Origin of the sequence: Variovorax sp. 350MFTsu5.1, assembly GCF_048302515.1 — a bacterium.
GTDB lineage: Bacteria > Pseudomonadota > Gammaproteobacteria > Burkholderiales > Burkholderiaceae_C > Variovorax > Variovorax guangxiensis.
The window spans coordinates 2,535,583-2,551,764 of the sequence record NZ_CP157620.1 but is presented as its reverse complement, the minus strand read 5'-3'; the positions used below and the strand labels follow the sequence as shown (position 1 = coordinate 2,551,764).

17 protein-coding genes are annotated in these 16,182 nt (G+C 67.9%); 10 read left to right on the top strand and 7 right to left on the bottom strand.

Annotation, left to right across the window (positions count from 1 at the left end):
* Positions 1 to 61: 61 nt before the first annotated feature.
* From ABL843_RS11425 to ABL843_RS11385, 9 genes are all read left to right on the top strand, one after another.
* Positions 62 to 1,327 (top strand): ABC transporter substrate-binding protein, encoded by a 1,266-nt coding sequence (locus ABL843_RS11425; protein ID WP_418119941.1) that lies wholly within the window; start codon positions 62 to 64, stop codon positions 1,325 to 1,327.
* Between the two features lie 153 nt (positions 1,328 to 1,480).
* Entirely contained in the window at positions 1,481 to 2,398 is a 918-nt protein-coding gene (locus tag ABL843_RS11420) for an ABC transporter permease (RefSeq protein ID WP_418119940.1), read from the top strand.
* A 1-nt stretch (position 2,399) separates the two neighbouring features.
* Positions 2,400 to 3,290 (top strand): ABC transporter permease, encoded by an 891-nt coding sequence (locus ABL843_RS11415; RefSeq protein WP_418119939.1) that lies wholly within the window; start codon positions 2,400 to 2,402, stop codon positions 3,288 to 3,290.
* A gap of 65 nt (positions 3,291 to 3,355) precedes the next feature.
* On the top strand, positions 3,356 to 4,486 hold the full coding sequence (locus tag ABL843_RS11410; RefSeq protein WP_184636500.1) for a sterol desaturase family protein: 1,131 nt from the start codon (positions 3,356 to 3,358) through the stop codon (positions 4,484 to 4,486).
* The gene (locus tag ABL843_RS11405) at positions 4,486 to 5,274 is read left to right on the top strand and encodes a YaeF family permuted papain-like enzyme (RefSeq protein WP_369658654.1); all 789 of its coding nucleotides are present in this window, start codon (positions 4,486 to 4,488) and stop codon (positions 5,272 to 5,274) included. Before ABL843_RS11410 ends, ABL843_RS11405 begins: the two co-directional genes overlap by 1 nt.
* A complete protein-coding gene (locus tag ABL843_RS11400) occupies positions 5,271 to 6,500 on the top strand; it encodes an NAD(P)/FAD-dependent oxidoreductase (RefSeq protein ID WP_418119938.1) in 1,230 nt (409 codons plus the stop codon). Before ABL843_RS11405 ends, ABL843_RS11400 begins: the two co-directional genes overlap by 4 nt.
* Before the next feature lie 248 nt (positions 6,501 to 6,748).
* Positions 6,749 to 6,961 (top strand): 30S ribosomal protein S21, encoded by a 213-nt coding sequence (gene rpsU / locus ABL843_RS11395; protein ID WP_007833691.1) that lies wholly within the window; start codon positions 6,749 to 6,751, stop codon positions 6,959 to 6,961.
* Between the two features lie 108 nt (positions 6,962 to 7,069).
* On the top strand, positions 7,070 to 7,519 hold the full coding sequence (locus ABL843_RS11390; protein ID WP_184636494.1) for a GatB/YqeY domain-containing protein: 450 nt from the start codon (positions 7,070 to 7,072) through the stop codon (positions 7,517 to 7,519).
* Positions 7,520 to 7,521: 2 nt separating this feature from the next.
* Entirely contained in the window at positions 7,522 to 7,992 is a 471-nt protein-coding gene (locus tag ABL843_RS11385) for an NUDIX domain-containing protein (RefSeq protein ID WP_126018236.1), read from the top strand.
* 17 nt (positions 7,993 to 8,009) lie between these two features.
* Here ABL843_RS11385 and ABL843_RS11380 read toward each other — a convergent pair whose 3' ends face one another.
* A complete protein-coding gene (locus ABL843_RS11380) occupies positions 8,010 to 8,765 on the bottom strand; it encodes a sulfite exporter TauE/SafE family protein (protein ID WP_418119937.1) in 756 nt (251 codons plus the stop codon).
* A gap of 102 nt (positions 8,766 to 8,867) precedes the next feature.
* Here ABL843_RS11380 and ABL843_RS11375 point away from each other — a divergent pair, with 102 nt between their 5' ends.
* A complete protein-coding gene (locus ABL843_RS11375) occupies positions 8,868 to 9,779 on the top strand; it encodes a LysR family transcriptional regulator (protein WP_418119936.1) in 912 nt (303 codons plus the stop codon).
* Here the strand turns inward: ABL843_RS11375 and ABL843_RS11370 are convergent.
* The 6 genes from ABL843_RS11370 to ABL843_RS11345 all read right to left on the bottom strand — a co-directional run bounded on the left by ABL843_RS11370 (position 9,763) and on the right by ABL843_RS11345 (position 16,159).
* On the bottom strand, positions 9,763 to 10,764 hold the full coding sequence (locus ABL843_RS11370; RefSeq protein ID WP_418119935.1) for an SDR family oxidoreductase: 1,002 nt from the start codon (positions 10,762 to 10,764) through the stop codon (positions 9,763 to 9,765). The genes ABL843_RS11375 and ABL843_RS11370 overlap by 17 nt on opposite strands.
* Positions 10,761 to 11,663 carry a bile acid:sodium symporter family protein gene (locus ABL843_RS11365; protein WP_418119934.1) on the bottom strand — a complete coding sequence of 301 codons (903 nt, stop codon included), beginning with the start codon at positions 11,661 to 11,663 and terminating at the stop codon, positions 10,761 to 10,763. Before ABL843_RS11365 ends, ABL843_RS11370 begins: the two co-directional genes overlap by 4 nt.
* A gap of 24 nt (positions 11,664 to 11,687) precedes the next feature.
* Positions 11,688 to 13,025, bottom strand: a complete 1,338-nt coding sequence (locus tag ABL843_RS11360) for a flavin-containing monooxygenase (RefSeq protein WP_418119933.1) — start codon at positions 13,023 to 13,025, stop codon at positions 11,688 to 11,690.
* Positions 13,022 to 13,843 (bottom strand): SDR family oxidoreductase, encoded by an 822-nt coding sequence (locus ABL843_RS11355; RefSeq protein WP_418119932.1) that lies wholly within the window; start codon positions 13,841 to 13,843, stop codon positions 13,022 to 13,024. Before ABL843_RS11355 ends, ABL843_RS11360 begins: the two co-directional genes overlap by 4 nt.
* Before the next feature lie 114 nt (positions 13,844 to 13,957).
* Positions 13,958 to 15,007 (bottom strand): NAD(P)-dependent alcohol dehydrogenase, encoded by a 1,050-nt coding sequence (locus ABL843_RS11350; RefSeq protein WP_418119931.1) that lies wholly within the window; start codon positions 15,005 to 15,007, stop codon positions 13,958 to 13,960.
* A 39-nt stretch (positions 15,008 to 15,046) separates the two neighbouring features.
* Entirely contained in the window at positions 15,047 to 16,159 is a 1,113-nt protein-coding gene (locus tag ABL843_RS11345; protein WP_418119930.1) for an ABC transporter ATP-binding protein, read from the bottom strand.
* Positions 16,160 to 16,182 lie beyond the last annotated feature (23 nt).

Here is a 16,182-nt window from a genome sequence, read left to right as displayed (position 1 = left end):
GCTTTTCTCCGCGTTCGTTCCCCTTCACTTTCCTTTTCTTTCTGCAATGGAGACCCTGCCCATGACCGATTCCATCGACAACAACGGCCTCAAGCGCCGCACCCTGCTGCAAGGCACCGCCGGCATTCTTGCCACGGGCATCGCCCCCTTCGTGCATGCACAGGAGAAGGTCGTGCTGCGCTATCTCGGCACCGCGGTGAACCAGGACAAGGCGATCGCCGAGAAATTCAAGGCCGACACCGGCATCGAGATCCAGTACGTGGCCGTGACCACCGACGACGTAACCAAGCGCGCAGTCACCGCGCCCAACAGCTTCGACCTGATCGACACCGAGTTCTTCTCGCTCAAGAAGATCGTGCCCACGGGCAACCTGAAGGGCATCGACACCAAGCGCGTGAAGAACGCGGACAAGATCACCTCGCTCTTCACCAAGGGCGAAGTGGCCGGCAAGAAGGTGGGCGACCAGGGCACGGCTCCGGTGAAGGTGATCTACCTCGAAGGCGAGAAGAGCAAGGCCTTCGCCAAGTCGGCCACGCAGTACATGTCGCTCATTCCGACCACCTACAACGCCGACACGCTGGGCATCCGCCCCGACCTCATCAAGCGTCCCATCGGCTCGTGGGCGGAGCTGCTGAACCCGGAGTTCAAGGGCAAGGCCGCGATCCTGAACATTCCCTCGATCGGCATCATGGACGCCGCGATGGTGGTGGAGGCCAAGGGCATCCACAAGTACGCCGACAAGGGCAACATGACCAAGGCCGAGATCGACCTGACCATCAAGGCGCTGATCGAGGCCAAGAAGGCCGGCCAGTTCCGCGCGCTGTGGAAGGACTTCAACGAGTCGGTGAACCTGATGTCCTCGGGCGAGGTGGTGATCCAGTCGATGTGGTCGCCCGCGGTCACGGCCGTGCGCAGCAAGGGCATCGACTGCACCTTCCAGCCGCTCAAGGAAGGCTATCGCGCCTGGGCCTCGGGCTTCGGCCTGCCGGCCACGCTCTCGGGCAAGAAGCTCGACGGCGCCTACGAGTTCATCAACTGGTTCCTCGACGGCTGGGCCGGCGCGTATCTCAACCGCCAGGGCTACTACAGCGCCGTGCTCGACACCGCGAAGACCAAGATGGAAGCGTACGAGTGGGCCTACTGGATGGAAGGCAAGCCCGCAGCCCAGGACATCAAGAGCCCGCAGGGCGACGTGATCGCCAAGGCCGGCGCGGTGCGCGACGGCGGCAGCTACGAGCAGCGCATGGGCGGCATCGCGTGCTGGAACGCCGTGATGGACGAGAACGAATACATGGTGAGGAAGTGGAACGAGTTCGTGGCTGCCTGACGGCAGTCCACGAACTCGACCCCCAGGCTGCGCTTCGCTTCGCCAACCCCCTGTAAGGGGGCGACACCTGCGGCCCGGCAAAGCCGGTTCCGCGGTGTCCCACGAACGGGCATCGCTTTGCTCGCCCTTGGACACAGTCTTTCGCTCCCATCCATGAGTACTCCCATCGCGTCCGGCCATGCCGCCACAGCTCCCGTTCACGCCGTGAAGGCCTGGTGGCAGGCGGCGCCGTTCGCGCTGGTGTTTCTCCTGTTCTTCCTGATTCCGCTGGCGCTGGTCGCGATGGTCAGCCTTTGGAATTTCAACGAGTACGAGCTGATACCTGCCGTCACGCTGCGCAACTACCTGAGCCTGTTCGAGGGCTGCTCGCGGCTGACCGACAACGGCGACCTGTGCGTCACGCTGAACACCTACCTGAGCACCTTCAAGTTCTGCCTGCTGGTGTGGGGCATCACGCTGGTGATCGGCTTCTCGGTGGCGTACTTCCTGGCCTTCCACGTGCGCTCGTCGACCATGCAGACGGTGCTGTTCGTGCTGTGCACGGTCCCCTTCTGGACTTCCAACGTGATCCGCATGATCTCGTGGGTGCCGCTGCTGGGGCGCAACGGGCTGGTCAACCAGGCGCTGATGGGCATGGGCCTCGTGAACCAGCCGGTCGAATGGCTGCTGTTCTCCGACTTCTCGGTGGTGCTGGCCTTCGTGCACCTGTACACGATGTTCATGATCGTGCCGATCTTCAACAGCATGATGCGCATCGACCGCTCGCTGCTCGAAGCGGCCAGCGACGCCGGCGCCTCGGGCTGGCAGACGCTGTGGAACGTGGTGGTGCCGCTGTCGCGCACCGGCATCCTCATCGGCTCGATCTTCGTCATCACCATCGTGATGGGCGACTTCGTCACCATCGGCGTGATGGGCGGGCAGCAGATCGCCTCCATCGGCAAGATCATCCAGGTGCAGACCTCGTACCTGCAGTTCCCGCTGGCGGCGGCCAACGCCATGATCCTGCTGGCCGTGGTGCTGATGATCATCTGGGGCCTGACCCGGATGGTCGACATCCGCAAGGAGCTCTGAAATGCAGACACCCATCGGCGCCCAGCGCGCCCCCGGCTTCTGGCCGCTGGCCACCGTGTTCGGGCTCTTCGTGCTGTTTCTCTACGGCCCGATGATCACGATCTTCGTGCTGAGCTTCCAGGGCCCCGAAGGCGGGCTGACCTTTCCGCTGCGCGGCGTCTCGCTGCACTGGTTCCACAAGCTGGCCGAGGGCCTGGGCACGGTCGACATCGGCGCGGCCTTCAGGCGCTCGCTGGCGCTGGGCGCAGTGGTGATGGCCTTCACCGTGGTGCTGTCGGTGCTCGCCGGGCTCGCGTTCCGCAAGAAGCTCGCGGGCAGCAACGCCCTCTTCTTCGTGACGGTCGCGAGCCTCATCATGCCGTCGATCATCATCTCGCTGGGGATCGGCCTGCAGTTCCGGCTGATCGACACCGGCATCAAGAGCGTGCTGACGGCGATGGACGCCACCTCGATGCTCGAAGGCTACGGCACGGCGCTCGGCCTCTTCAGCTCCGCGCTGGGCGCGCACCTGACCTGGACACTACCCTTCGGGCTGCTCATCATGTTCGCGGTGTTCAACCGCTTCGACCCCGCCTACGAGGAAGCCGCGCGCGACCTGGGCGCCACGCCCTGGCAGACCTTCCGCTTCGTGGTGCTGCCGCTGATCGGGCCGTCGATCGTCGGCATCGGCATGTTCGGCTTCACGCTGTCGTGGGACGAGATCGCCCGCACCTCCCAGGCCATCGGCGACGTGAACACCCTGCCGCTCGAACTGCAGGGGCTGACGTCGACGGTGACGACGCCTTCGATCTATGCGCTGGGGACGGTGACCACCGTGGTGTCGCTGCTGGTGATGGCGGCGGCGCTGGGCACGGCGGCCCTGCTGAGGCGGCGCTCCGTGCGCAGGGGGTGAGCATTTTCCCGCCGCGCCTCTAAAATCGCGCACCCACAAAAGTCAAGAAGAGAGAGAGGCGGGGCATGCTGGACATCGACAAGCTCAACGAATTCACCCAGAACCACGGCGAGCTGCGCCGCGGACAGGGCCTGGTCACCGGCACCATCGCACTGAGCCTGGCCATCCTGTGCTTCCTGGGCGTGCTGGCCTTCCACTTCCCGCAGTACCTCACGACGCCGGAGTTGCGCAAGAGCTACAACGTCGACGTGATGCGCATGATCCTGCTGGCGGCGCTGGTCGTCTCGGGCGGGCTCTCGCTGGTCAACATCATCTTCAACCGCTCGCGCTGGCTCTCCTCGGCCGCGTTCCTGCTGGTGGCGGCCTCGGCGCTGCTCGGCGGGCACAAGGTGCCGGTGCACGACTTCGCGGACAACACGCCCTACATCGGGCTCGACTGGTTCATCCTCGACCTGCTGGGCTCCTCGCTGATCTTCATCTTCATCGAGAAGCTGTTCGCGCTGCGCAAGGACCAGCCGGTGTTCCGCGAGGAGTGGCAGACCGACTTCCACCATTTCGTGGTGAACCACATGATCGTGGGCTTCGTGCTGCTGGCCACCAACCTGATGGTGCACAAGCTCTTCGGCTGGGCGGCCAACGACGGCATCCGGGGCTGGGTGAGCAACCTGCCCTTCTGGGCGGGGCTGCTGCTGATCATCCTGGTGGCCGACCTGGTGCAGTACTGGACGCACCGCGCCTACCACGAGGTGCCCGTGCTGTGGCGCCTGCACGCGGTGCACCACAGCGTGAAGAGCATGGACTGGATGGCCGGCTCGCGCCAGCACATCCTGGAGCTGCTGATCACGCGCACGCTGGTGCTGGCGCCCATCTACGTGCTGGGCTTCAGCAAGGACGTGATCGACGCCTACATCGTGGTGGTGGGCTTCCAGGCGGTGTTCAACCACTGCAACGTGAGCGTGCGGCTCGGCCCGCTGCGCTACCTGATCGTGACGCCCAACTTCCACCACTGGCACCACAGCCAGGACCAGGAGGCGCTCGACAAGAACTACGCGGCGCACTACGCCTTTCTCGACTACATCTTCGGCACCGCCGTGAAGAGCACCAAGCTCTGGCCCGAGAAGTACGGCGTGCTGGGCGACTACGTGCCCAACGGCTTCTTCAAGCAGCTGAAGTTCCCGTTCGTCTGGAAGGGCTGATGCGCATCGCTTTCCGTTCCGCCGCGGCCATTGTTGCCGCGGGCGCCGCCCTGCTGCTGTCGGCCTGCGCCACACGGCTCGACCTGCCGACCAAGGACACCGGCCTGCGCCTGCGCGTGCAGAGCTCGGTCATCGCGCCGGGCAACGGCGGCGAGCTCATCGCCGCCGACGCGCTGGCGCCGGGCGACATCCTGCTGACCTCCATCGCCACGGTGAACTCCTTCGGCATCCGGCTGGGCACCTTCTCGCCGGTGAGCCACGCGGTGCTGTACCTGGGCAACGGCCAGATCGCCGAGGCCGTGGGCACGGGCGTGCGCGCGCGGCCGCTTTCGGAGGTGGTCGACGAGGAACAGATGGTCGTGGCCTTCCGCGTGCCGGGCGTGGACGACGCCGGCGCCGCGCGCATGCGCGAATGGGCGCTGTCGCAGGTCGGCACCAGCTACAACACCGTGGGCGTGCTGCTGAACGCGCCCTTCGTGCTGAACCGGCGCCTGTGCGAACTGCCGCTGGTGCCCACCGCCGTCAGCCACTACTGCATGAGCGGCCTGGCCATGGTGCAGCTGGGCGCGAGCCGCGACGACCAGTTCTTCTGCTCGCAGTTCGTGCTGGAGGCCTACCGCCAGGCAGGCATGCCGATCACCAACGCCGACCCGCGCTGGGTGAGCCCGGCCGACCTGCTGCACATGCGCGAGGGCGACGTGCCCTCCATCGCCGCCACGCAGCCGCTGCGCTACGTAGGCCACCTGAAATACAACCCGCCGCCGCTGCTCGCGGCCGATGGACCTTGAGCGCGGCGGAGTTCGACGCCGTCGTGATCGGCGCCGGGGCCGCGGGCCTCTTCTGCGCCGGCGTGGCCGGCCAGCGCGGGCTGAAAGTGCTGCTGGTGGACCACAGCGAGAAGGTGGGCGAGAAGATCCGCATCTCGGGTGGCGGACGCGCCAACTTCACGAACCGCGACCTCGACGTGCGCGCGCCGCAGCGGCACTTCATCAGCGACAACCCGAATTTCTGCCGCTCGGCGCTGTCGCGCTATGCGCCGCAGCAGTTCATCGAGCTGGTGCAGAAGCACGGCATTGCTTTTCACGAGAAGCACAAGGGGCAGCTTTTCTGCGACGGCTCGTCGCAGCAGATCGTCGACATGCTGCTGGCCGAATGCGAGGCGGGCGGGGTCGAGCGCTGGCAGCCGTGCAGGATCGGCGAAATTGCATTTTTCGCCGGTAATGCAGATGGGACGGGAGCCGGCAGCTATCGAATCGAGAGCAATCGGGGGCCGGTCGAGACGCCGAAGATCGTGGTCGCCACCGGCGGCCTGTCGATCCCGCAGATCGGCGCCAGCGACTTCGGCTACCGCATCGCCGAGCAATTCGGGCTGCGGATGGTCACGCCCCGGCCCGCGCTGGTGCCGCTGACCTTCGGCGGCGACGCCTGGGCGCCGTATGCCGAACTGGCTGGCTTGGCGCTGCCGGTGCGCATCGAGACCGGCGCGAAGAAGGAAAAGACAGCCTTCCTCGAAGACCTGCTCTTCACCCACCGGGGCCTGTCGGGCCCGGCGGTGCTGCAGATTTCGAGCTACTGGAAGCCAGGCGCCCCGCTGACCATCGATTTCGCCCCCGGCGTGAACGTGGCCGAGGCGCTGGGCGAGGCGAAACTGCGGTCGAAGAAACGCATCGCCAACGAGCTGGCCGCGCTGGTGCCCTCGCGGCTGGCCGATGCCTGGGTCGGGCAGGACCCTGCCCTGCAGCGGCCGGTGAACGAGGCGGCCGACAAGGCGCTGGCGGCGCTTTCGGAGCGCATCGCGCGCTGGCAGATCGTCCCCAGCGGGACAGAAGGTTACAAAAAGGCCGAAGTCACGGCCGGCGGCGTCGACACCCGCGACCTGTCGTCGCAGACCATGGAATCGAAGCAGCCAGGCCTGTATTTCATCGGCGAAGTGGTCGACGTGACGGGCTGGCTCGGCGGTTACAACTTCCAGTGGGCCTGGGCGAGCGCCCATGCGTGCGCCCAGGCCCTCTGACCTTCTCGCCCCCTTCAGAGACACCGAGGAACCGGCTTTGCCGGGCCTCAGGTGTCGCCCCCGGCGAGGGGGTTGGCGAAGCGACACGAAGTGCGCGAAGCCTGGGGGAGTGCCATTTCCGCCTGGGGGAGTGCTATAATCGCGGGCTAACTCTGGCCTCCCCTCAACGGCCGCAAAAGTTTTCAGTTGAGGAACCCCGGCTTGGGGCCTCGATCTCTCCAGGCCAAATTCATTTCAACGATTCATCAATGACCACCATCCGCGTTAAAGAAAACGAGCCCTTCGACGTCGCACTGCGCCGTTTCAAGCGCACCATCGAAAAGCTCGGCCTGCTGACCGACCTGCGTGCCCGCGAGTTCTACGAGAAGCCGACCGCCGAGCGCAAGCGCAAGAAGGCAGCCGCGGTCAAGCGCCACTACAAGCGCGTGCGCAGCATGCAGCTGCCCAAGAAGCTGTACTAAGCGACACCCCGGCGGCGGGCCCCAGACGAAAGTCGGCCCGGTCGCCTCGTTGCCTCAGCCGCGCCAGGGAAACCTGCCGCGGCTTTGTTTTTTCCGAAAGGTTGCCGAATGACTATCAAAGAACAGATCACCGAAGACATGAAGACGGCGATGCGCGCCAAGGACTCGGAGCGCCTGGCCACCATCCGCCTGCTGCTGGCCGCGATGAAGCAGAAGGAAGTCGACGAGCGCGTGGAGCTCGACGACACCATGGTGGTCGCCATCGTCGACAAGATGGTCAAGCAGCGCAAGGACTCCATCGCCGCCTTCACCACGGGCGGCCGCACCGACCTCGCCGACAAGGAAGCCGCCGAGATCAAGGTGCTGGAGGTCTACCTGCCCCAGCGCATGGGCGCCGACGAGGTCGCCGCCGAGGTGAAGGCCATCGTGGCCGAACTGGGCGCCAAGGGCCCGGGCGACATGGGCAAGGTGATGGGCGTGGTCAAGACCCGCCTGGCCGGCAAGGCCGACATGGGCCAGGTCAGCGCAGCGGTCAAGGCCGCTCTGACGGGCGCCTGAGCATGAACGCCGGCAGCCCGAGCGTCACCATCCCCAAGGCCTGCGCCTGCCTGATCGACGCACGGGGCCGGCTACTGGTCTTCCGCCATCCCGAGGATGGCAACATGCAGCTTCCCAAGGGCACCATCGAGCCCGGCGAATCGCCCGAAGTGGCGGTTCGCCGCGAACTGCTCGAGGAATCCGGCATCGACTACGCCGGCGAGCTGCAGTCGCTGGGCACGCTGGAGCGCGAATGCGAAGCCGGTGTCGAAGGCAACACGCATCGCCACCCGCAGCTGTGGCACCTGTTCCTGATGCGCGCCGAGAGCGCCCTGCCCGAGAGCTTCACCCACACGGCCACGGGCAGCCCCGAGGAAGAGGGCCTGGTGTTCCTCTTCAGCTGGCTCGATGCCGGCGACGCGCTAGACGACTTCGCCCTGCCCTATCGCCAGACCATCGAGCGCGTGCGCGCCGCCCTGGTGCTCGCGGCCTGACTGGAAGAAGCGCCTCATCAGGTCGCGCCCCGCACGGCCATGTAGAGCCCCAGCAGCGCCAGCCCGATCAGGAAGCAGCGCTTGAACACCGCCACCGACAGCCGCTTGCGCAGCCAGGTCCCGAACACCATGCCGCCGATGGCCGGCGCCAGCATCGCGATCGAGCCTCCGATCGCCGACACCGGATACCCGCCGTTCCCGGCCAGCCCGATGGCCAGCACCACCGTCGAGGTGGTGAACGAGATCCCCATCGCCTGTATCAGCGAATCGCGCTGGAACCCCAGCGCCTGCAGGTACGGCACCGCCGGCACCGCGAACACCCCCGTCACCGCCGTCACCAGCCCGGTGACCACACCCACCAGCGGCCCGATCCAGCGCGCCTGCGAATCGCTCACATGCAGCTGCCGCCCGGACAGCCCCCAGAGCGCATAGACGACCAGCGCCACCCCAAGCGCGAAAGAAGCCCAGGCACCCGCCGGCACGCCCAGCCACAGCGCCCCGGCCAGCGTGCCGATCACCACGCCCACCTGCATGCCGCCGATGCGCCGAAGCACCGGCATGAAGGTCGCGCGGGGCCCGGTCTGCCAGATGTTGGTGACCAGCGAGGGCACGATCAGCAGCGCAGCCGCCTGCGCCGGCGACATCCACAGCGCGAGCAGCGCCATCGACACCGTCGGCAGCCCGAGGCCGACCACGCCCTTGATCACTCCGGCCAGCAGGTACACGGCCGTGGCGGCGGCCCAGAAAGCGGTTGCGTCGATCGGATGCGTCATCGGACGTCGACTCTGCCAACGAAGCCCGCCGCCGCAAATGCGGGATTCGCGAAGCGGGCCTCAGCCTCAGGCTGAGGCTCCTGGTGCACACTCCGCCCAACCATGCGATTCGACCTCACCGACCTGCGGCTTTTCATCCACGTCGTCGAGGCCGGCAGCCTCACCGCCGGCGCCGGCCGCTCGCACATGACGCTGGCCTCCGCCAGCCAGCGGGTGCGCGGCATGGAAGACGCCCTCGGCAGCCCCCTGCTCACGCGCCACGCACAGGGCGTGAAGCCCACCGAAGCCGGCCGCACGCTGCTGCACCATGCGCGCGTCGTGCTGCAGCAGATGGAGCGCCTGCGCGGCGAACTCGGCGAATACGGCCAGGGCCTCAAGGGCCACGTGCGCTTCATGTGCGGCACCTCGGCGCTGACCGAGCACCTGCCAGAGGTGCTGAGCCGCTTCCTCGCCGAGCATCCACGCATCTCGGTCGACCTGGAAGAGCGCCCCAGCCCCGACACGGTGGAAGCCTTGCGCGCCGGCCTGTGCGACATCGGCATCGTCTCCGACGCCATCGACAGCGAGGGCCTCGAATGCCATCCCTTCCGCCGCGACGACCTCGTGCTGGTGATGCCGCGCGGCCACGCACTGGCCACCCGGCGGCGCCTGAAGCTGGCCGAGGTGGTCGACAGCGAATTCGTCGGCCTGCCCGCCGACAGCGCGCTGCAGCAGCTGATCACCCAGCACGTGCGCGCCCTGGGCAAGCACCTGGCCTACCGCGTGCGCGTGCGCAACTTCGAGGCGGTCTGCCGGATGGTCGAGTACGGCATCGGCGTCGGCATCGTTCCGCAGACTGCCGCCGAGCGCTGCGCCCGCTCGATGAAGATCGCGCGCGCCTCGCTCGCCGACGCGTGGGCCGAGCGCACGCTGATGGCCTGCGTGCGCTCGCCGGAAGACCTGCCGCTCAACGCGCGGCGCATGCTCGATTACCTGGTCGCGCCGCCTCCCGACGAGGTCAGGAAGCTGCAGTGACCGGCCGCCCCAGCCGCGCCCGCGCCGCCACGAAGGCGTCGAAGGCCTCGCTGCTGGTCTTGCTCGGCACGTAGCCGAAGCGCTCCTTCAGCGCGGTGTTGAGCAGCACCGGCCGGTAGCGCAGGAAGTCGAGCTGTTCGGGCCCGTAGCGGCTCACGCCCAGCGCCGAGCCCACCGCCAGCGCGGTCTTCAGCACGCCGGCCGGCCAGTCGACCGCGCTCTTGCCGAGGCGGGAGGCGATCTCGTGGATGCCCAGCGCGCCGTCGCCCGCGAGGTTGTAGCAACCGGGCGGCGCGCCGCCGAGCGCATGCGCGATGGCGCCGGTCACGTCCTCGTCCCAGATGAAGACGAAGGGGCTCGCGCTGCCGCGTATCGCGATGAGCCGCTTCTTCTCGAACAGCGACGTGATCTGGTTGTCCACCCGCTCCCCGAGGATGGTGCCGATGCGCAGCACCGTCTGCGCCAGCGAGGGATGCCGCTGGCGGTAGTCGGCCAGCATCTCCTCCACCTGCCGCTTGTGGTCGGCGTAGGCAAACACCGTGTTGCCGCGCAGCGGCTGCGACTCGGTGATCCACGCCGGGTTGTCCGCGTGGTAGCCGTAGGCCGCGCCGCTGGACGACACCACGATGTGCCGCACACCGTTCGCCACGCAGGCTTCGAGCACGTTGCGCGTGCCGCCCACGTCCACCGAATGCTCGAAGGCGCGGTTCGAATCCTTGCCGGGCGTGACGATGGAAGCGAGGTGCACCACCGTGTCGATGGCGTGGTCGGCGATGGTCTCGGCGATGCGCGAATCGCGTACGTCCAGCTGCCGGTAGGTGACGCCCATGAGCTGCCGGTCCGGCGGCACTTCGCGCACGTCGACCGCGACCAGCGCCTCCAGCGTGCCCTGCTGCGCCAGGGTGGCGAGCAGGCTGCGCCCCAGGAAGCCGTCGGCCCCGGTCACCAGCACGCGACGCGCCACGATGCCTTCGCCGCCGCTCATGGCTTCGCGGGCTTGCGCCCCCACCAGTTCGCCAGTGCGAGGCCCGCGATGATGTCCCAGAAGCCCCATACGCTCGCCACCACGGCCATGCCGCCGAGCCCGCCGAAGAAGCTGAAGATCAGCACCAGCCCGAGCCCCGAGTTGCGGATGCCCACCTCGATGGACACCGCGCGCCGGTCGTAGTCGCCCAGCCCCGAAAGCCGCGCGCAGAGGTATCCCGTTCCGAAGGCCAGCGCGTCGTGGATCACCACCGCCAGCAGCACCAGCCCCACGTAGTCGAGGAAGAAGCGCCAGTTGCCCGCGATGGCGCCGATGATGAACACGATCAGCGCGACGAAGCTCAGCACGCCCACCGGCTTCTTGATGCGCGCCGTGAGCGCCGGCAGCCTGTGCGCGCAGGCCACGCCCAGCGCGAAGGGAATGCCGATGATCGCCACGATGTGCCCCAGCATGTCCAGCGGATCGAGCGCGATGGTCTTCAACAGCGCCGAGGCCGTCGGATGCAGCCCGCCCCAGAAGGCGAAGTTCAGCGGCATCACCACGATGGAGATCGCGTTGGAGATCGCCGTCATCGACACCGACAGCGCCACGTTGCCGCCCGCGCGGTGCGTGAGGATCTGCGAAATGTTCCCCGGCGGGCAGCAGGCCACCAGGATCATGCCCAGCGCGATGCTCGGGCCGGGCTTGAGGATCAGCGTAAGCACATAGGTCACGGCCGGCAGCACGATGAACTGCGCGCCGATGCCCACCGCCATCGCGCCGGGCATGCGCGCCACGCGCTTGAAGTCCTCGATGCGCGTGTCCAGCGCGATGCCGAACATCAGGAAGCCCAGCACCACGTTGAGCAGCACCAGCGAGGCCGGATTGAAATGCAGGCGTATCTCGTCGACAGGCAGCATGCGGAGGGCCTCCTTCGTTTTTCTTCAGGTGGGATCGGCCAGCGCCGCGGCGGCGTTGCGCACGGCCGCGCGATAGGTGTCCTTGTGCACGTAGTACGCCATGCGCTCCAGCTGCAGGTACTTGAAGCCGCCCGACAGGTCGGGCGCCGGCCCCTGCGCCGCCGTGCGCAGCGCCGATGCCTTCGCCGAGCCGGCAGCCTGCGCGCGGAAGTAGCGCGCCACCAGTTCGGCCTGCTCGTAGCGGCCCTGCCAGCCGATGCCGCTGGCCTCGATCATCCCGAGCACCGCGATGTTCTCGAAGCGCGGCGAGAAGATGTTCAGGTACAGCCGCGGCGCCATGCCCTGCCAGTTCAGCAGCTCGCGGTCGATGAACGGGTAGTGCAGCGCGTAGCCGGTGGCAGCGAGGATCAGGTCGTAGTCGCGCGCGCCGCCGTCCTTGAAGTGCACCGTATGCCCGTCGAGCCGCGCGATGTCGGCGCGCACGCCGATGTCGCCGTGGCCCACGTGGTGCAGCACCAGCGAGTTCACGATGGGGTGCGACTCGTACATCCGGTAATCGGGCTTCGGGAAGCCGAAGCGCACCGGATCGCCGGTGAACCACTTGAGCACCGTCGAGTCGATGCGCTGCTTGAGCCATGGCGGCAGCGGGCGCTTGCCGCCCAGCGTGTCGGCCGGCCTGCCGAACACGTACTTGGGCACGAAGTAGTAGCCGCGCCGCACAGAGATGTCGACGCTCCTCGCGTAGTGCACGGCATCGACCGCGATGTCGCAGCCCGAGTTGCCCGCACCGACGATCAGCACGCGCTTGTCCTTGAAGAGCTCCGGGTGCTTGTAGTCGCTGGTGTGCAGCAGCTCGCCGTCGAAGTGGCCGTCGAAGCTGGGCCGCTTGGGCTCGGCGAGCGTGCCGTTGGCGATGACCACGCCCCTGTACTCGGCCGTCTCGATGGTGCCTTCGGCATCCTCGGTGGTCACGAGCCAGTGCGTGCCGGGCGAATCGCTCACCGGCTCGACGCGCAGCACGCGCGTGTTGAAGCGGAAGTGCTCGCGCAGCCCGAAGCGGTCGGCGAAGTCGCTGAAATAGCGGCGCAGTTCGCGGTGGCTCGGGTAGTCGGCCACCGTGTCGGCCATCGGGAACTCGCTGAACTCGGTGGTGCGCTTGCTCGAGATCAGGTGCGCGGAGTGATAGACCGTGGAGCGCGGGTTGGAGATGTCCCACAGCCCGCCCACGTCGCCATGCGCCTCGAAGCCCTGAAACGGCACGCCGTGCTTCTGCAGGTTGCGTGCGCCGGCAAGGCCGGAGGGGCCGGCGCCGATCAGCGCGATCTGTTCGTGGGTGGGTACGGCGTCGTTCGGCGTCGTCATCGGGTCGGAGGCTCCTTGGGAAGTCCGGGAATTGCAGTGGCGCCCGCCTCGCCCACGCGCGGCTTGCGCGGCTGGCCGCGCAGCAGGCGGTCGTGCAGTTTCTCCGGCAGCAGGTCGAGCGCCTTCGACAGCCAGCCGATGCGGCGCGGCAGCACGATCTTCTCGCGCCCCGCCCCCACCGCAACGAGCAGCCGGTGCGCGGCATCGTCGGCTTCGAGCAGCCCCGGCATCGCGAAGCGGTTGCCGGCGGTGAGCGCGGTGCGGATGTAGCCCGGGCTGACCGTGTGCACCGTGAGCCCCGTCTCTCGCAACTCGGCGCGCAGGCTTTCAAGGTAGCGGATCAGGCCGGCCTTGCTCGCGCAGTACGCGCCGTTGCCCGGCATGCCGCGCCAGCCGGCGATGCTGGCCATGCCGACGAGCGCGCCGCGCCGCTGCGCGCGCATCGCGGCGACGAAAGGCTGGAAGGTGGTGGCCGCGCCCAGCAGGTTGATTTCGAGCATGCGGCGGAACACGGCCAGGTCGTCGGCCTGGGCGGTGTCGTAGCCGCCGGCGACGCCGGCATTGGCGATCACCAGGTCTGGCACGCCGGCCCTGGCCATCCAGTCGGCGGCCAGGGCCTGCATCTGCGGCCCGTTCGACACGTCGGGCGTGTAGACCGCGCAGCGCCCGGGTGCCAGCGCGGCCAGTGCTTCCAGCTTTTCGGCATCGAGCCCTGCCAGCGCAACCTGCGCTCCTTCTTCGATCAGCTCGCGTGCAAGCGCCTGGCCCAGGCCGCCGCAGGCGCCTGTGAGGACTACGTTGCGAAACTGCAGGGGCATCGGCTCGCGGTCTCCGGGTGGCAAAACCCGGCCACTGTAGCCGCGCATGCGCGCCCCGCCCCCCGGCATTTCCCCTTGCCCCGGCGGCTGCCGGAACGGGGCTTCAGGAATGCGTCAGGCTTCTGCGCCCTGCGGAAACTCGATCTGTATCTTCACGTCGCCCGCGCGCCCCGCCGCCGCTTCCTCGAAGGCCCGCACGCCATCGGTGAACGCGAAGGTGCGCGAGATGAAGGGCTTGACGTCGACCTGCCCCGAGGCGATCAGCGCCAGCGCGCGCGGGAAGATGTTGGCGTAGCGGAACACCGACTCGATGCGAACTTCCTTCGACTGGATCGCGACGATGTCCATCGGCACCTTGCCGCCGGGCATGCCCACCAGCACCAGGCATCCGCCGGGGCACAGCAGGTCGACGATGCCCTCGAAGGCGCGCGCGCTGCCGCTGGCCTCGAAGACCACGTTGGCGCCCCAGCCGTCGGTGAGCGACTTCACGGCCTCGGCGAGGTCGGTGCCGCGCACGTCGACGGTCGTCACCGCCGGGTTGCTGTCGAAGAGCGCCAGCTTCTCGGGCACGAGGTCCGCGAGGATCACACGCGCCGCGCCGCCCGCGAGCGCCGCCAGCGCCGTCATCGCGCCGATGGTGCCGGCGCCGACGACCACGGCCACGTCGCCCGGCTTCAGCGCCGCCTTCTTCGCGGCCTGCAGGCCGATCGACAGCGGCTCGACGATGGCGCCCTCGCCGAAGCTCACGTTGTCGGGCAGCCGGAAGGTGAAGGCCGCCGGGTGCACCACGTAGGGCGTGAGGCAGCCGTGGATGGGCGGCGTGGCCCAGAAGCGCACGGCCGGGTCGAGGTTGTAAATGCCTTCCAGCGTGGCGCGCGAATCGGCCGCCGGGATGCCGGGCTCCATGCACACGCGGTCGCCGGGCTTGAGGTTCGTGACCTCGGCGCCCACCTCGACCACCGTGCCCGAGGCTTCGTGGCCGAGGACCATCGGATCTTCCACCACGTAGGGGCCGATGCCGCCGTGCTGGTAGTAGTGCACGTCGCTGCCGCACACACCCACGGTGTGCATGCGGATCTTCACGTCTCGCGGCCCCATGTCCAGGGGCAGTTCGACGTCGCGCAGGCTGAGATCGTGCGCCTTTTCCAGAACCAGTGCTTTCATGTATTCGAGTCCTTGAATGGGTGTTGTCTGTGTCGTCGGTCAATGCAATGAGGTGCCGGCGCGCAGCAGCGAGGCGCCGGAGTCGATGTCGAAGAGGTGCACCTGCGCCGGGTCGGCCACGAAGCGCACGCGCTCGCGCAGCCCCGGGCACTGCGCGGAGGGCATGAGCGCGGCGATCTCGCCGTCGCCCTGTCCGAAGCTCACCAGCACCTCGTTGCCGAGGTACTCGATGAGCTGCACCTCGCCGTGGAAGCCGCCACCCTGCCCTTCGCTGGCGTCGGGGTGCAGGTGCGCGGGCCGCACGCCGAGCGTGACGCGCTTGCGGCCTTCGAGCGCGAAGCGGTGCGCGTCCACCCGCACGGTGCCTTCGCGGCCGGCGAGTTCGATGGTTCCGGTAGCCACCCCGTCGTCGCGCACCTCCATCTCCACCAGATTCATCGGCGGCGTGCCGATGAAACCCGCCACGAAGGCCGAGCGCGGCCGCTCGAAGATCTCGCGCGGCGAACCGACCTGCTCGATGCGCCCGTCGCGCAGCAGCACGATGCGGTCGGCCAGCGTCATCGCCTCGTGCTGGTCGTGGGTCACGTAGACGGTGGTGGTCTTCAGCGCCTGGTGCAGGCGGGCGATCTCGATGCGCATGTGGTTGCGCAGCTTGGCGTCGAGGTTCGACAGCGGCTCGTCGAAGAGGAACACCTTCGGCGTCTTGATCATCGCCCGCGCGATCGCCACGCGCTGCTGCTGACCGCCCGAGAGCTCGGTGGGCTTGCGCTGCAGGTAGCGCTCCAGCCCCAGCGTGTCCGACACCTCCTTGATGCGCGTGTCGATCTCGGCCTTGGGCACCTTCAGCCGCTTGAGGCCGAAGGCGATGTTGTCGCGCACGCTCATGTGCGGATAGAGCGCGTAGTTCTGGAACACCATCGCGATGCCGCGCTCCTGCGGCGGCAGGTCGTTCACCCGCTGGCCGCCGATCATGAGGTCGCCGCCGGAGATGTCTTCCAGGCCCGCGAGCATGCGCAGGATGGTCGACTTGCCGCAGCCCGAGGGGCCGAGGAACACGACGAACTCGTTGTCGGAAACGTCGAGGTCGAACTGGTGGACGACCTGCGTGTCGCCGTAGCGCTTGATGATGTTGTGACAGCTGATTGCGGACATGTCGTTCTTCAGGGAAATGGGTT

What these genes read in the sequence shown, in the direction of transcription:
- ABL843_RS11410 (WP_184636500.1), top strand. Translation starts at nt 3,356, where the DNA reads ATGCTGGACATCGACAAGCTCAACGAATTCACCCAGAACCACGGCGAG.
- ABL843_RS11345 (WP_418119930.1), bottom strand. Translation starts at nt 16,159, where the DNA reads ATGTCCGCAATCAGCTGTCACAACATCATCAAGCGCTACGGCGACACG.
- ABL843_RS11375 (WP_418119936.1), top strand. Translation starts at nt 8,868, where the DNA reads ATGCGATTCGACCTCACCGACCTGCGGCTTTTCATCCACGTCGTCGAG.
- ABL843_RS11415 (WP_418119939.1), top strand. Translation starts at nt 2,400, where the DNA reads ATGCAGACACCCATCGGCGCCCAGCGCGCCCCCGGCTTCTGGCCGCTG.
- ABL843_RS11370 (WP_418119935.1), bottom strand. Translation starts at nt 10,764, where the DNA reads ATGAGCGGCGGCGAAGGCATCGTGGCGCGTCGCGTGCTGGTGACCGGG.
- ABL843_RS11380 (WP_418119937.1), bottom strand. Translation starts at nt 8,765, where the DNA reads ATGACGCATCCGATCGACGCAACCGCTTTCTGGGCCGCCGCCACGGCC.
- ABL843_RS11360 (WP_418119933.1), bottom strand. Translation starts at nt 13,025, where the DNA reads ATGACGACGCCGAACGACGCCGTACCCACCCACGAACAGATCGCGCTG.
- ABL843_RS11420 (WP_418119940.1), top strand. Translation starts at nt 1,481, where the DNA reads ATGAGTACTCCCATCGCGTCCGGCCATGCCGCCACAGCTCCCGTTCAC.
- ABL843_RS11355 (WP_418119932.1), bottom strand. Translation starts at nt 13,843, where the DNA reads ATGCCCCTGCAGTTTCGCAACGTAGTCCTCACAGGCGCCTGCGGCGGC.
- ABL843_RS11425 (WP_418119941.1), top strand. Translation starts at nt 62, where the DNA reads ATGACCGATTCCATCGACAACAACGGCCTCAAGCGCCGCACCCTGCTG.
- ABL843_RS11390 (WP_184636494.1), top strand. Translation starts at nt 7,070, where the DNA reads ATGACTATCAAAGAACAGATCACCGAAGACATGAAGACGGCGATGCGC.
- ABL843_RS11365 (WP_418119934.1), bottom strand. Translation starts at nt 11,663, where the DNA reads ATGCTGCCTGTCGACGAGATACGCCTGCATTTCAATCCGGCCTCGCTG.
- rpsU (WP_007833691.1), top strand. Translation starts at nt 6,749, where the DNA reads ATGACCACCATCCGCGTTAAAGAAAACGAGCCCTTCGACGTCGCACTG.
- ABL843_RS11350 (WP_418119931.1), bottom strand. Translation starts at nt 15,007, where the DNA reads ATGAAAGCACTGGTTCTGGAAAAGGCGCACGATCTCAGCCTGCGCGAC.
- ABL843_RS11385 (WP_126018236.1), top strand. Translation starts at nt 7,522, where the DNA reads ATGAACGCCGGCAGCCCGAGCGTCACCATCCCCAAGGCCTGCGCCTGC.
- ABL843_RS11405 (WP_369658654.1), top strand. Translation starts at nt 4,486, where the DNA reads ATGCGCATCGCTTTCCGTTCCGCCGCGGCCATTGTTGCCGCGGGCGCC.